This is a genomic window from Alloprevotella tannerae ATCC 51259 (assembly GCF_000159995.1).
GTDB classification, from domain to species: domain Bacteria; phylum Bacteroidota; class Bacteroidia; order Bacteroidales; family Bacteroidaceae; genus Alloprevotella; species Alloprevotella tannerae.
Genome location: NZ_GG700643.1, coordinates 574,515 through 588,276, shown reverse-complemented (window position 1 = coordinate 588,276; position 13,762 = coordinate 574,515). Strand labels below are relative to the sequence as shown.

Annotated in this window: 13 protein-coding genes; 5 read left to right on the top strand and 8 right to left on the bottom strand. The window is 52.7% G+C overall.

Annotated features, from left to right (window positions below; genetic code table 11):
- Positions 1-227: 227 nt before the first annotated feature.
- Positions 228-1,883 (bottom strand): hydroxylamine reductase, encoded by a 1,656-nt coding sequence (gene hcp, locus GCWU000325_RS08520; protein WP_006256024.1) that lies wholly within the window; start codon positions 1,881-1,883, stop codon positions 228-230.
- A gap of 713 nt (positions 1,884-2,596) precedes the next feature.
- Here hcp and GCWU000325_RS08515 point away from each other — a divergent pair.
- The 4 genes from GCWU000325_RS08515 to GCWU000325_RS08505 all read left to right on the top strand — a co-directional run bounded on the left by GCWU000325_RS08515 (position 2,597) and on the right by GCWU000325_RS08505 (position 6,313).
- Positions 2,597-4,426 carry an AMP-dependent synthetase/ligase gene (locus tag GCWU000325_RS08515; protein ID WP_006256021.1) on the top strand — a complete coding sequence of 610 codons (1,830 nt, stop codon included), beginning with the start codon at positions 2,597-2,599 and terminating at the stop codon, positions 4,424-4,426.
- Between the two features lie 120 nt (positions 4,427-4,546).
- Complete coding sequence (gene prfB, locus GCWU000325_RS08510; protein ID WP_006256020.1) at positions 4,547-5,662, top strand: peptide chain release factor 2; 1,116 nt, start codon at positions 4,547-4,549, stop codon at positions 5,660-5,662.
- Between the two features lie 36 nt (positions 5,663-5,698).
- Positions 5,699-5,842, top strand: a complete 144-nt coding sequence (locus GCWU000325_RS12040) for a hypothetical protein (RefSeq protein ID WP_006256019.1) — start codon at positions 5,699-5,701, stop codon at positions 5,840-5,842.
- A gap of 3 nt (positions 5,843-5,845) precedes the next feature.
- Complete coding sequence (locus GCWU000325_RS08505) at positions 5,846-6,313, top strand: CYTH domain-containing protein (RefSeq protein WP_006256018.1); 468 nt, start codon at positions 5,846-5,848, stop codon at positions 6,311-6,313.
- A 160-nt stretch (positions 6,314-6,473) separates the two neighbouring features.
- On the opposite strand, the gene GCWU000325_RS08500 is transcribed toward GCWU000325_RS08505, so the two are convergent.
- The 6 genes from GCWU000325_RS08500 to GCWU000325_RS08475 form a co-directional block, all read right to left on the bottom strand.
- Entirely contained in the window at positions 6,474-6,986 is a 513-nt protein-coding gene (locus GCWU000325_RS08500) for a hypothetical protein (RefSeq protein WP_006256017.1), read from the bottom strand.
- Complete coding sequence (locus GCWU000325_RS08495; protein ID WP_006256016.1) at positions 6,983-7,513, bottom strand: glycoside hydrolase family 108 protein; 531 nt, start codon at positions 7,511-7,513, stop codon at positions 6,983-6,985. The genes GCWU000325_RS08500 and GCWU000325_RS08495 overlap by 4 nt, the downstream gene beginning before the upstream one ends.
- A gap of 50 nt (positions 7,514-7,563) precedes the next feature.
- On the bottom strand, positions 7,564-7,806 hold the full coding sequence (locus GCWU000325_RS08490; RefSeq protein ID WP_006256015.1) for a hypothetical protein: 243 nt from the start codon (positions 7,804-7,806) through the stop codon (positions 7,564-7,566).
- Between the two features lie 88 nt (positions 7,807-7,894).
- Positions 7,895-8,320 (bottom strand): HU family DNA-binding protein, encoded by a 426-nt coding sequence (locus GCWU000325_RS11040; protein ID WP_050756634.1) that lies wholly within the window; start codon positions 8,318-8,320, stop codon positions 7,895-7,897.
- Between the two features lie 80 nt (positions 8,321-8,400).
- A complete protein-coding gene (locus GCWU000325_RS08480) occupies positions 8,401-8,799 on the bottom strand; it encodes an HU family DNA-binding protein (protein WP_040599567.1) in 399 nt (132 codons plus the stop codon).
- 191 nt (positions 8,800-8,990) lie between these two features.
- On the bottom strand, positions 8,991-9,230 hold the full coding sequence (locus tag GCWU000325_RS08475) for a hypothetical protein (RefSeq protein WP_006256011.1): 240 nt from the start codon (positions 9,228-9,230) through the stop codon (positions 8,991-8,993).
- 250 nt (positions 9,231-9,480) lie between these two features.
- Here GCWU000325_RS08475 and miaB point away from each other — a divergent pair, with 250 nt between their 5' ends.
- A complete protein-coding gene (miaB, locus tag GCWU000325_RS08470; protein ID WP_040599565.1) occupies positions 9,481-10,806 on the top strand; it encodes a tRNA (N6-isopentenyl adenosine(37)-C2)-methylthiotransferase MiaB in 1,326 nt (441 codons plus the stop codon).
- A gap of 194 nt (positions 10,807-11,000) precedes the next feature.
- Here the strand turns inward: miaB and GCWU000325_RS08465 are convergent, their stop codons facing one another.
- A complete protein-coding gene (locus GCWU000325_RS08465) occupies positions 11,001-13,598 on the bottom strand; it encodes a DUF5686 and carboxypeptidase-like regulatory domain-containing protein (protein ID WP_006256005.1) in 2,598 nt (865 codons plus the stop codon).
- Between the last annotated feature and the right edge of the window lie 164 nt (positions 13,599-13,762).

Genomic DNA, 13,762 nt, shown 5'->3' with positions numbered 1-13,762 from the left:
AATGATAGTTTATTTTTTGTAGAAAATAGCAAAGTGTGCGTCGGATGGTCGAATTATCGTAGCCCAAAACAATACTATCGCCGCCTCCGACAAAACAACGAATGCTTCCGGCAAAACAATCGTTGCCCCCAACAAAACAATCGCCGCGGCGAGCCAAATAGCCACCGCGGCAAACCTAACAGCTGCTGCGGCGAGCAAAAACTACCGCCGCAACATCAGCACAGAGTTTAAGCCAATCCCCACGCCTTAAGATCCTCATCGACTGTGGTGTTACCACCTAAGCCGAAATTTTCAACCAATACCTTCAGCACGTTCGGAGATACGAAAGCCGGCAGCGTAGGGCCGATGTGAATGTTCTTAATGCCCAGACTTAGAAGCGCCAGAAGCACGATTACGGCCTTCTGTTCGTACCAAGCGATGTTAAAGACAATAGGCAGGTCGTTGATATCCTTCGCTTGGAAGATTTCCTGCAGTTTCATAGCGACGACGGCCCAGCTGTAGCTATCGTTACACTGACCGGCGTCGAGCACGCGTGGAATGCCGTTGATGTCGCCCAAGTTTAATTTGTTGTAGCGATATTTTGCGCAGCCCGAAGTCAAGATTACCGTATCCTTCGGCAATTGTTGTGCGAAGTCAGCGTAATATTGGCGACTCTTCATACGTCCATCGCAGCCACTCATCACGATAAATTTACGAATAGCCCCACTCTTCACCGCCTCTACGATCTGATCAGCCAGCGCAAAGACCTGTGCGTGTGCAAATCCGCCCACGATTTCACCCGCTTCGAGCGCCTCCGGTGCTCGGCAAGTCTTAGCCAGCGCGATGACCTCTGAAAAATCCTTGTGTCCGTCGGCTCCGCTTTCGATGTGTTTCCATCCCGGGAAGCCCGTACTATTGAGCGTGAAGACGCGATCCTTATAATTTGCATCGGCGCGTGGCGGTACGATGCAGTTGGTCGTAAAAATAATCGGCCCGTTAAAGCGTGCAAATTCCTCCTTCTGTTGCCACCAAGCGTTCCCGTAGTTTCCTACCAGATGCGCGTACTTTTTCAGCTGCGGATAATAGTGAGCCGGAAGCATTTCGCCGTGCGTATAAATGTCGATGCCCATCCCTTCCGTCTGCTTCAGCAAGTCTTCGAGATCGTGCAAGTCGTGCCCGCTGATCAAAATCCCGGGGTTGCGCCCCACGCCCAAATTTACTTTTGTAATCACCGGCGAACCATAAGCCGACGTATTGGCTTTGTCGAGCAAGGCCATAGCTTTGACGCCCGCTTGTCCCGTGCGTAGCACGAGATCTATCAGCGTAGCCTGATCCGCCTCAGGATCTGCCACGATGGCCAAGGCTTCCGCCATAAAATGAATCAGCGTAAGATCCGCTTGCTGCAAGTTTGACGCGTGCTCATAGTAAGCCGCCATCCCTTTGAGTCCATATACCGTCAACTCCTTCAAGGATCGAATATCCTCGTTCGCAATGCGCAATACGCCTTGTCGTTTTGCCTCCTCCGCATAAGAAGCTTTCGAGCCGTCCCAGCGCAGTTCGGCGCGCTCCGGCAGCGTCACACCGTTTTCATCTGCCAGTTTGACCAGCCGATCACGCAGCGCGATGCCCTTTTCCACCCGTTGCAGAATATCAGCATCGTCAAAATTGGCATTCGTGATCGTACAAAAGAGCGCGTCGCACAAGAAATGACCAATCTCCTTCTCATCTTTCGCCGCTCCCGCACGGTTTAGCGCGTCACTAACAATCCCTACGCCCCTGCTTACGGCCAGCAATAAGTCCATCGCCGCCGAAGTCGTAGCCGCTTTGCCGCAAACGCCTTTCAGCGTGCAGCCCGTTCCTTTTGCCGTCTCTTGACATTGGTAGCAAAACATCTGATTTTCCATAATTGTTATGTTGTTTATGTGATTACGAATGCAAACCTACGACTTTGCCGGTCGCGAGACTGTAACACTTGTTACCGCTCCCAACGTTTTAAGATTTTATGACGAAAACCACCCGTCCACCTGCCGTCCGCAACAATCGGAAGCAGGCCTACCTTCCTCCCCCTTTTCGCTGGTTTGCATCCCCCTTTTGCCGTCGCAAGTCCGCCCGCCCCCTTTTTGTTCACGACGAAAAAGGTTTTCTCTCACGATAACAAAGGCTTGTGCTCGTGAGAGAAAAGGTTTGTGCTCGTGATAAAAAACCTCGGATGTAAGATTTTTGGTCGATACAGTCCCGCGTGTTCGCTTGCCATTTTCCGTTTTCGTCAGCAGGAAAACCCGCCTTCCGCAAGGCAAGGAACGGTTGAGGTCAACGGCGGTAAACCTTCCGTGTAGGTGGCGATGTGGACCGCGAAGCCGACGAAGCCCCGGCGGCGATGATATTCCATCAAGGCCGACAGGCGATGCGTTGTAATGTATAAAAAGTAAATACGGATTATTTTTCTAAGCTCTATTGCGCGAAGAAAGGCCGACGATTCGCCTAAAAAGTAGCGCCCGAAGCCGGCGCAAAAGGGGCAGGGCGGGCGCAGAATCTTCCCCGATGGGGCTAAAATAGCTTGATAATTTGCCCTGCTTGGGAGTTTTCTTTATCTTTGCTAATAAATCTGAGAAAGATTATGGTACATAACATACACCTGTCTGAACTTATTCATCGCCAAGCGGAGCGCTATGGAGATAAAACAGCCTTGAAACATTATGATTATGCGGCTTCCGCATGGCGCGATGTGTCGTGGCGGCAATTTTCAACGCGCGTTTTGCGCGTTTCTTATGCCCTCCTCGCGCTGGGCATAGGTCGGCAGGAACGTATTGCCGTCTTCTCTCAAAATAAACCGGAGTGCATGTACGTCAGCTTTGGCGGCTACGGCATACGTGCAGTGACCACGCCTTTTTATCCGTCTTCGAGCGGCGCACAGATTACTTATATGATGAACGATGCAGAGGTGCGACTTCTCTTCGTAGGCGAACAGCAGCAATACGACGTTGCGTTCAGCGTCCTGAGCCTTTGTAAAAGTTTGGAGCGCATCGTCATCTTCGACAAGTCCGTCAAACGCAAAGAGACGGACCACTTGAGCATCTATTTCGACGAGTTTCTCGAGTTGGCTTCGCCCGAAGAGGCGCGCGGAGAATATCGGCAGCGCATGAAAGAAGCCAATTACGACGACATGGCAGACATCCTCTATACGAGTGGGACGACGGGCAACAGCAAAGGCGTCATCCTGACGTATAAGATGTATCGCGGGGCGGTCTATGGCAACGGCGCCAACCTGCCGCTTTCGCCGAATGACGTCTTTCTCAACTTCCTGCCTTTCACGCACATCTTCGAGCGCGGTTGGTCTTATCTGGGTTTCTCGGCCGGCGTATGTCAGGCGATCAATGAGCGCCCGGCCGACGTCTTAAAGTCGATGCAGGAGATTCGCCCCACGTGTATGTCGAGCGTACCTCGACTTTGGGAGAAAATTTATCAAGGCGTGCAGGAAAAAATCGCGGCTTCGCCCAAGATGCAGCGCAGTCTGATGAAGGATGCGCTGGAGACGGGTATGCGCTATTGGGGCGACTACGCTTCGCAAAAGCGGCCGGCGCCGATGATGCTGAAGATGAAGTATAAACTCTATGATCGGACGGTCTACAAACTGCTCCGCAAGACGCTGGGTTTGGACCGCGCAAACTTCTTCCCGACGGCCGGTGCTGCCGTTTCGCCCGAGGTGGAAAAATTTGCTCACGCCGTGGGACTTTATATGATGGTCGGTTACGGATTGACGGAATCTACGGCTACCGTGTCCAATGATCATAAGAATGAACGTGCGACGCTCGGTTCCGTAGGTCGGATCCTGCCGGGACTGGAGCTGAAGATCGGTGCGAACAACGAGATCCTCTTGCGCGGAGATACGATCACGCCGGGTTATTATAAGAAGGAGTCGGCCACGAAAGCGGTGCTCGACGCCGATGGCTGGTTTCACACGGGTGATGCGGGCTATATGAAAGACGGTGAACTGTTTTTGACGGAACGCATCAAGGATTTGTTTAAGACCTCTAACGGCAAATATATCGCGCCGCAACAGATCGAATCTAAAATGACGATCGATCGCTACATTGATCAATGCGTCGTCGTGGCGAATGAGCGCAAATTTGTCTCGGCTTTGATCGTGCCGGATTTTCAAGCGCTCGAAGCGTATGCGAATCAAAACGGAATAGCTTTTGCCTCGCACGAAGAGCTCTGCCGCAAGCCCGAAATCGAAGAATTTCTGCACAACCGCATCGATACGTTGCAGCAAGATCTCTCGGACTATGAGCGCATCAAACATTTTATTCTCCTGCCGAAGGCTTTTAGCATCGAAAGCGGCGAATTGACAAACACGCTCAAGGTGAAACGCAGCGTGGTCTACAAACGCTACGCTGAAGCGATCGACCAACTCTACCGGAAGGCGGAGCAAAACTTTAAGCCGTAGGGCAAAAATAAGAGTCGGGCCGGCAGGTTCCGCTCATACCTATTATATATAAGGACTATCAAAAACGCCGGCGAGTCGGGCTGACTTTATAGACTGACTGCCGAGCGAGAACTACAGACAATGATAACAGCTGATCAATTGAAAGACGTGCAGACGCGCGCTGAAGCATTACATAAATACTTGGACATCGACGCTAAACGGGTTGAGCTTGAAGAAGAACAACTCCGCACGCAAGCGCCGGACTTCTGGGATGACCCGAAGCGCGCTGAAGAGCAGATGAAAAAGGTGAAAGGAATTGAAAAATGGGTGATTGACTACAACGATGTTTGCCTTTTGGTCGGCGAACTCGAGACGGCCTTTGAGTTCTATAAGGATGAGTTGGTCACGGAAGAGGAAGTAGATGCCGATTACCAAAAAGCGATTGATGCCATCGAAGCACTCGAACTCAGAAATATGCTCCGCGGCGAAGAAGATTCGATGGATGCGGTCTTGAAAATCAACTCCGGCGCCGGCGGAACGGAAAGTCAGGATTGGGCTTCGATGCTGATGCGTATGTATTTGCGCTATGCTGAGGCGCAAGGCTATAAGACGCGCATTTCTAACTTGCAGGACGGCGACGAAGCTGGCATTAAGACCGTGACAATCGAAATCGAGGGCGACTATGCTTACGGTTATCTAAAGAGCGAAAACGGCGTGCATCGCTTGGTGCGCGTCTCGCCCTACAATGCGCAAGGCAAACGTATGACGTCTTTTGCCAGCGTCTTTGTGACGCCGCTCGTCGATGACAATATTGAAGTTTACGTTGACCCATCTAAGATCAGTTGGGATTTATTCCGCTCCGGCGGCGCCGGCGGCCAGAACGTGAACAAGGTAGAAACTGGCGTGCGCCTCCGATATCAATACACCGATCCCGATACCGGAGAGACGGAAGAGATTCTTATCGAAAACACGGAGAGCAGAAAGCAATTGGAAAATCGCGAAAATGCGATGCGCTTGCTGCGTTCCCAACTATACGACCGCGCTTTGCAGAAGCGCAGGGCTGCCCAAGCCAAGATCGAGGCGGGAAAGAAGAAGATCGAATGGGGTAGTCAGATCCGCAGCTACGTCTTTGACGACCGCCGCGTGAAAGATCACCGCACTAACTTTCAGACAAGCGACGTCAACGGCGTGATGGATGGCAAACTTGATGGCTTTATTAAGGCCTACCTCATGGAAAATGGGGGCGGCGAAGCATAAAATTCATTACCAACACTTTGAAAAACATTACGAATTATGAGCGAAAAGAGTAAAATGAGAAAGATTGAGCGCGACCGCAAGGCCGCTCACCAAGCCCGGCGCGTGATCAACGGGATTTTCTTCGGACTTATCTCCTTGGTCGTTCTGATTTTGATCCTCTATTACTGGCTTTTCAGTTAAACGATGGCGCAGGAGATAGAGCGGAAGTTTCTTGTGGTGGGGCCTTACAAGGACTTTGCCACGTCCCACTACACGATTCGTCAAGGCTACATTTGCAGCGGTGGCGACCGGACGGTACGCGTGCGGCTCTGCGGTGAGAAAGGCTTTCTGACGATCAAAGGCCCATCGCTCGACGGCGGACTTTCGCGCTTCGAGTTTGAGAAGGAAATTACCGAGAACGAAGCCTTAGCGCTCTTGTTTCTTTGCGAACCCGGCTTGGTTGAGAAAGTACGCTGGCTCATCCCAAACGGAAAGCACACCATCGAAGTTGACGAGTTTTTGGGCGAAAATGAAGGCCTCGTTGTTGCAGAAATCGAGCTACATTCGCCCGATGAGCCTTATCTCAAGCCTGATTTCTTGGGTCAAGAAGTGACGGGTGAAGCCCGTTACTACAATTCCCAATTGCGCCGCAACCCATATAAAAACTGGTAGACGCCCTCGGAGCGCCTTGCAGTTTACTTCCCCACTCCGCCCACTTATTTGGTGGAGCAGTAATATTATACGACAAATCCCCGACCTGCAAGTCGGGGATTTATCGTATGAAAAAGCAAGCAGACGAGGCGCATTTTTCGTCGCAGCCTTTCGGTTTAGCTTAGATCGGACGCCTCACGGCGCGGCGCAAGGTAGACCACAGAATGCCGAGGGCCAAAAGCGCGATGACCGTGCCCCATATCGTGCGCAGCCACCTTGAAAATAAGCGCCGACCCGGCGATTTTGGCGGTGCGCTGACCGTTTGCAGGCGCACCGTATCCGTACGCATCACCACCAGTGTATCTCTCAGCCTTTGCCTGACGGCATGTTCATAATGTACGTGTCGCTCCACGCGCACCGTATCTCGCTCCGTGCGCACCAAGAGCGTATCTCTGACGCGTATCGAATCGAAAACCAAGCGCTCGTGCGCCGCCTTCGTCTCCTCACGTTTGATTTGCACCTCCGTAGTTCGCCGATGCGTCGAGCAAGCCCCGCACAGCAAGCAGAGCAACAAGCCGATGGCCCATTTTGCTCCCAAGCGCGAATGCCCCAAGCGCAACGGCCGTCGGCGCCGCCCAATCAAGCGCTGCAAAAGTCCGATAATCTTCGATACAAAAGCTATATATCCCTTCATGCCTCCTCCTTTCTCACTCCTCTTGCCATATCTTCCGTTCGGTTAAGCCAGCCGCGCAAGAAGCGGCGCTGGTCCGGCCGTCGGCGCACCAAGTTGATGTAAAACGCCTTTCGCGCTACGAGCAACGTTTGCAGGAGTTTGACGCTTGGCGCCTTATTCACTGCGCGCAGCGTCTTGCTCCCCACGATGCCGTCCGCCTGAACGTGCGCCGCCCATTGCAGAGAAAGAATCGCCGGTCGCCCCGCATTGATATACCAATCGACCACAAAGTCGGCCAAGCGCTGATCCCGCCAGTTGTCGGCCCGGCAGCGATCCCAATAGTCGCGCATGATCTCCGTCCATTGCAGCGCCGTGAGCGCCAAGAGCTGATCGATGCCCGGTTCGGGCCAATGTTTTTTTCGGCAATAAGCCGCAAAAGTGCGCAGCGTCACGCCATCTTTCGTAGCGCCTCCGCTATCGGCTGCGTCGAAGGAAAAGCCCCGCTCCCACTTCAGGAGTCGGGGCGCAAAAAGTGCAAATTCTGCCATAATTGTTGTTTCATTTTAAGGTTAGATAAAGAAAACTTGCCGCTTGCGGCTTAATCTTTCAGCACGTCGGCCAACTTCCGGTCGACGTAGGCCCGCAAGCCAAACACGCTGCCCGCATAGAGCAGACACTGCGCGAAAAACCACAAGACCGAGTCGGAGATTTCGCCCAGCGGCGGCGTGATGAAGCCCGCCACAGCCAGCAAGATGCCGGCCGAAATCAAGACGAAGGCCGAGATCGTCTCACCGCGCGAGCGCGATTTTCGGTTAGCGTTTGTAGAAGGTTGATGTTTCATTGTTGTAAGGTTTAGATAAAAACGATTTCGGTTAGTTTACCCGCCCTCCGGCTGCGATTCCGGAGGGCGAGCATAGCGTTAGGGGTGATTATTGTCCGCTTTTCGGTGCGGGCGTCTGGTCCTTTTCGCTCTTTACCTGCATCAGGCGCACACTGCCGCCTTGCAGCGAAAAGTAGTGGCGCAACTTCGTGCTGCAACGAAAGAGTACGCGCGTGCCGAGGATGTTTTTCGGTGTGAATTTCTTTTTTTCCTTTTCGCCTCTGCTGCGGATTTTGAGTTTGAAAGAGCCCAAATCGCCCAGCGCCACGCGGTTTCCGGCCGCCAGTTGCGCGATGAGTTCGTGCTCCACCGCATCGAGCAGCCCCTTTACGTCGGCGCGGCTCAGCGTCGTTCGGCTTTCGATGTCCGTAGCCAAAGTTTGCAGTTCGATCGGTCTTACACGCACGGGCTGTGCATACCATTTTATTTCTTCCCGCTTCAGCGGATTTCTACGTGATACTAAATAATAAAGCATAATCTTCAATGTTATTTTACAGATTTAAGTTGTTTATGAGCGGCGCCCACTCTTCAGCACGCCGCGAAAGTTGGTTAGCGTTAAGCCTTGCCCACCGTTTCAAAACTGATGAGTTCTCCGGTCTTGCTCTTCTCGCGCATCCATTTAGCCGATGGGCGGAAGCGCACGTTGACGCCTTTGATGTACTTTCGTTGGTCGTAATCCTTTTTGTTCACTGCGCCGACGCTTCGGATCGTGGCGCGAAAAGAGCCGAGGTCGCCCAAGCGAATGCTTATGCCGTTGGCCAAGCGGTGCATCAGTTCAAACTCGAGGGCATCGAGGAAGCTTTTTACGTCGGCCGAGGACATCGACGAGCGCTTTTCGAGCAGACTCAGGAAGTCGCAACGCTTGATGGTTTGCACGCCGGTCAGTTGGGCGTAAAATTGTTTTTCATTTCGTTTGCGCGGGTTCGCGCGGCTCACTAATTTATACTTCAGCATAGTTTTAATGAAATTGATTAGAGGTTAGTAACTCATTGATTGCGTCGCAGGAATTGCCGGCCGGGCCTTCGTTAGATCGATTCTGATTTCCTTTTGACAGTGCAAAGGACGACATAAAACGCGACATTATTTGACACTGTCTTTCTTCGTTAGCCAATATGTGTTAAATATTTCTTCGTCGCTTCCACTTTTTAGTCGTACGCTTCGGACGTTTGCGGCGGTAAAAGCGGAGATAAAAAGGCTGCTGCGGCCGTATTGCGCTTGCCGGTCAAGCCTTTACGGCCCTTTGCGTCCCCTTCCGCCGCCGAAGTGCAAGCCCGCGAACGCGGCCGATGCGGGAGTGGCTGCCGGCGTCCGACTCCGATGCGAAGACCGTAGTATAAGAGTTGTGCTACGATGGGCCAACGCAGGCGGCGAACCCATCGGCCCATCGTTTGCTGCCGCCAAACGATGGTATGCTACCACCAAACGATAGTTTGCTGCCACCAAACGATGGTTTGCTGCCGGCAAACGAAAAAAGGCTGCGCTGCCGCCGCTCGCCGCCTGAGAGGAAACACCCCGCAGGCCTACGGGAAGCCCGAGCAGAAGTAGCTCGTCGGTAGCCGGCGCGGCGAAAGGGACGCAAAGGAGGTGGCTAAGTCAGTCGTTTTCATTAACTTTGCAGCCCCAAATAAAAAGACAATGAAGCATCTTCTGATAGAAACATATGGTTGCCAGATGAACGTGGCCGATAGCGAGGTCGTGGCGAGCGTCATGAAAATGGCGGGCTACGAGCCTACGGAGAACCTCGACGAAGCTGACGCCGTATTTCTCAATACTTGCAGTGTGCGCGACAATGCAGAGCAGCGCATCATTCACCGCTTGGACGCGCTCCACGCGCTGCGCAAGCACGGGCGCCGACTGATTATCGGCGTCTTGGGCTGTATGGCCGAACGCGTAAAAGAAGGCCTCCTCCACGATCACCACGCCGACCTCGTGGCCGGTCCCGACGCTTATCTGAGTTTGCCGGACTTGATCGCGCAAGCGGAAGCGGGACATAAGGCGATGAATATTGAGCTTTCGACGAGCGAAACTTATCGCGACGTAGTGCCCGAACGGGTCTGCGGCAGCAAGCTCTCGGGCTTTGTGAGCATCATGCGCGGTTGCAACAATTTCTGCCACTATTGCATCGTGCCGTATACGCGCGGCCGAGAACGCAGTCGAGACGTGGAGAGCATTTTGCGCGAAGTGGCCGACCTGCACGACAAACATTTTAAGGAAGTAACCCTGCTTGGGCAAAACGTCAACAGCTATTGTTGGCAAGCAGATGAGCAGTCGGAAGCCGTAAACTTTCCCGGCTTGCTCCGCCGCGTGGCGCGCGCCTTTCCGGATATGCGCATTCGCTTCGTGACGCCCCACCCGAAGGATATGAGCGACGAGACGCTCCACGTCATAGCGGAAGAACCTAACGTGTGTCGCCACATTCACCTGCCCGTACAGAGCGGTAGTAATCGCATTTTGAAGTTAATGAACCGCAAATATACACGCGAGTGGTATCTGGATCGCGTGGCCGCCATTCGTAGGATAGTGCCCGAATGCGGCTTGTCGACTGACATCTTCGTGGGCTACTGCTCGGAGACGCCGGAAGACCATCAAGAGAGTTTGAGCTTGATGGAAGAAGTGGGCTACGACAGTGCTTTTATGTTCAAATATAGTGAGCGCCCGGGCACCTACGCGAGCAAGCATCTGCCAGACGACATTTCGGAGGCCGTAAAGGTAGAGCGTTTGGAAGAGCTCATAGCTCTGCAAAACCGCAAGAGTGCGGAAGCCAACCGCCGCTGCGAGGGTAAGGTCTACGAAGTCTTGATTGAAGGCACGAGTAAGCGCAGTCGGGATCAACTCTTCGGACGCACGGAGCAGAACAAGGTAGTGATCTTCGACCGCGGCAATCATCATCCCGGCGAATTCATACGTGTTCGCGTGACAGGCAGTTCGTCGGCCACGCTTTTGGGAGAAGTCGTCGACTAAATCCGCCCCTCGCCGCCCGCTTATGGGCTTTGGGGGTAAGGTGCTGAAGCCCTTTGCGCCGCAAGGCAGAAGGCCGCATAGCAAGAGGCCCCGCCGGCGCTTATCCGCCAAAACTTACACCGCCCGCTACGCAGATGAGAAAGCGTAGCGGGCGGTGCCTATATATATAATGTGTGCGGACGGCGCAAAATGTCTTAGAAGGTGACGCGCAACATAGCCCTGATGCCCCATTGGTGGCGCTTCGGGATGTTGAGATACGTCAGACGGCGCACGTATTCGATGTGAAGGATCTTGAAAATGTTGTGAACGCCGGCAAATACTTCGATATAGGGCGTGCGTTTGTCCATCACGGAGGAGAGATAACGGAAGCTGCCATCGGGCTGGAACTCGCCGGGGAAGTAGAACAGCTTGTTATCCGACGCGTGGCGCGCCAGTGTGGGGTTGTTTTTATCAGTTAATGTGCCCCAAAGCATATTACAGCCGATGTATTCGCGCCATTTCAGGTGCTTCAAGAGCGGTATGCGATTGAATATCTTACCATTGAAATCCCACGAGAGCATCAGGGAAGCGTAGCGGTCGTTGAGAAATTCCATATTGTTGATCAAATTGAACATATTCGTCTGCAAGATGTAGCTCAAATTGGCCCGCGGCATAATCAAAAGCGGATAAGGCACTTTATTCCACTGCACGCCGCCCGCCAAACGCGTCTCTATTTTTCCCCACGAGCCTAACCAGAAGCGCTTGTAGATACTTGCTTCTGTGAAATTGTAGGTGTAGTCGCTCCCCAATACGCCGCGCAGACCGATGGTGTGCGACAAGGAGAAGACCGGCACGTCTTTGTTGATCGTATAGCGCCGCTGCTTCGTGTTCATCCACGTGGCGCCGGGCTGGAAGGTGAGTGAAAGCGTGAGGTCGGTCGTCGTTAGATGGTGCAGCCAGCGACTTGGGTCGTTGCTCGGTGCCCCGCGTCCGTCGAGCGGTTGATAAAAGAGGGCGGCCGTGGGCTCATCTTTCTCGTGGTTGAGGCGGACGTTGAGGCGCAAGTTGTTTTCCCACTCCCTATCCCAAAGTAGGCGGAAATAGGTGTAGTAGAGCATATGATTAACCTTGGTCCACTTTAATGAGGTAAAGACGTTGTCCTTATCCGTCGGCAGAAAGCGGTCGGAAGGCGCCATCACGTCATGATTATATGTGAACGTCAGATTGTTAACCGGGAACTCGCGCGGCAAATAAGCCTTGGGCAGAAGTGAATAGGTGACTTCGCCCAATCCTTTCACACGGCGGTCTTTGAAACCATAGGCCACGTAACCGCGGAAGAAGAGGTGCGGATTCAGATTCGCCGTAGTCTGGCCGCCGGCTCGCAGGCGAAAACCGTCGACAAAATTGTAGGAAAAGGTAGTATTGACAGGGCCGACGTCGAACTTGCTGCCCTTTTTCGGATCGGTGGTGGTCTCGACGAAGTTTTCGATAAAGGCTTTCGCTACCCAAAGAATACCGCGGAAACCTTTGACTTGGCCAACCTGCCCCATTATTTCCTGCATGCGTTCTTCCGACTCGCTCATCGGATCGTTGGCGCGATATTGCCGCCAAAACTCTGCCGGTCGAATCGTAGCGTTAGCTGCGGTCATCTTATCGCCTCTGAACTTAAACGTTTTGTCGGGCAAGGCTGTGAAAGATAAATTGCTGTTCTCCGTAATCCTCCGCACCATCAGGGCTTGTACGAAACTAACGACTTGCATTTCGACGATCATATCGTCGCGAATAAGAAACTGCTCGCCACTCTCCAAGCGTTTGAAGTCTTGAATAATGCGCATGTTGTCGACATAATTGACGTCCGACTTCTTGGGCAGGGTTAAGTCGGCCTTTACTACGCGATAGGTAGAATCGGCGGCGATATACAAAGCTCCGCTAAAGCCGACGTCTTGCGGATTGTTGGGCGTAAAGTTGAGTTCGATGGTCTTTTCGCCGTTCATATCCAGTGTGTCGACGATGAAATATCGGTAGAAGTTGATCGCCGTATTGCCGCCGAGCGGGCTGATAAATTGCAACTTGAGCAGGCGTATGTTGTCCTCATATATATTTACGTCCGCGAAGCAATCATTTAAGACCTCGGTGAGCAAATCTCCCGTATTGAAGAGCGTATTAAAACCCGTCGTTTGCTTGCCTTGCACGATGCTTTTCTCCGAGCGGGGCTGGCGGCGGTAGATTTCCTGAGAGACCGTCTCGTCGATTGACACGGGAAGAATGCGCTTACCCGTTTCGTTGCAGGTTTCTACGTTGTCTTGCAATACGGAAAAGCGTTTGAGTATCCCTTCTGTGAACATCTTATCGCTAACATTGTTGAGCGCGAACGTAAGCTTGGAATACTTATCATAACTATAATAGTCGTGCTGCCGAAGATCGCTTTCCTTCTTCGCCGCAATGACCTTGCGCATCAAGTCTACGGCCGGGTTATTCTTGCGCGAATACTTATCTTTTCGCCCTTTGACTACCGCCTCTCCCAATTCGTTTTCGCTTGATGGCTCCAAGCGAATGTCTAAGCGCCGCGCAGCCGTTAGCCGGAAAGTTTGCGTCTTATAGCCGACCAACGAAACGGTTAGTTTGCGTTGTTTAAACTCTATGAAGTAGTCACCATTGATATTCGATTGCGTAGTTGCGCCCCGCTCATAATACACATTGGCGAAAGCCAATCGTTCTCCCGTTCGCGCATCGGTAATCGTGCCTTCGATGCGTTGCGAAAAGGCGGTGAGTGCCATCAAAGAGAAGAGAAGTGAGAATAAAAGCCTGTTCATTTAAGCCTAGTCAGTTGTTCTATAATTGGCGTCCGTCCTGCTGTTCAGTTTGCTTTTGTTCGCGTAAATTGCAGTAAGAGCGAAGCGGGTCAAAGCGCCTTTCTTTTTGGTCAATCAGGCTTCACGGGGCGTCAAAGATTAACGCGACGTGAAGCCTGATAATG

Excerpts from the sequence above, each read along its gene's own strand:
- GCWU000325_RS12040 (WP_006256019.1), top strand. The coding sequence starts at position 5,699 with ATGAGCGAAAAGAGTAAAATGAGAAAGATTGAGCGCGACCGCAAGGCC.
- GCWU000325_RS08515 (WP_006256021.1), top strand. The coding sequence starts at position 2,597 with ATGGTACATAACATACACCTGTCTGAACTTATTCATCGCCAAGCGGAG.
- GCWU000325_RS08490 (WP_006256015.1), bottom strand. The coding sequence starts at position 7,806 with ATGAAACATCAACCTTCTACAAACGCTAACCGAAAATCGCGCTCGCGC.
- GCWU000325_RS08465 (WP_006256005.1), bottom strand. The coding sequence starts at position 13,598 with ATGAACAGGCTTTTATTCTCACTTCTCTTCTCTTTGATGGCACTCACC.
- GCWU000325_RS08500 (WP_006256017.1), bottom strand. The coding sequence starts at position 6,986 with ATGAAGGGATATATAGCTTTTGTATCGAAGATTATCGGACTTTTGCAG.
- GCWU000325_RS08495 (WP_006256016.1), bottom strand. The coding sequence starts at position 7,513 with ATGGCAGAATTTGCACTTTTTGCGCCCCGACTCCTGAAGTGGGAGCGG.
- GCWU000325_RS08475 (WP_006256011.1), bottom strand. The coding sequence starts at position 9,230 with ATGGGCCGATGGGTTCGCCGCCTGCGTTGGCCCATCGTAGCACAACTC.
- miaB (WP_040599565.1), top strand. The coding sequence starts at position 9,481 with ATGAAGCATCTTCTGATAGAAACATATGGTTGCCAGATGAACGTGGCC.
- GCWU000325_RS11040 (WP_050756634.1), bottom strand. The coding sequence starts at position 8,320 with ATGCTTTATTATTTAGTATCACGTAGAAATCCGCTGAAGCGGGAAGAA.
- prfB (WP_006256020.1), top strand. The coding sequence starts at position 4,547 with ATGATAACAGCTGATCAATTGAAAGACGTGCAGACGCGCGCTGAAGCA.
- GCWU000325_RS08480 (WP_040599567.1), bottom strand. The coding sequence starts at position 8,799 with ATGCTGAAGTATAAATTAGTGAGCCGCGCGAACCCGCGCAAACGAAAT.
- GCWU000325_RS08505 (WP_006256018.1), top strand. The coding sequence starts at position 5,846 with ATGGCGCAGGAGATAGAGCGGAAGTTTCTTGTGGTGGGGCCTTACAAG.
- hcp (WP_006256024.1), bottom strand. The coding sequence starts at position 1,883 with ATGGAAAATCAGATGTTTTGCTACCAATGTCAAGAGACGGCAAAAGGA.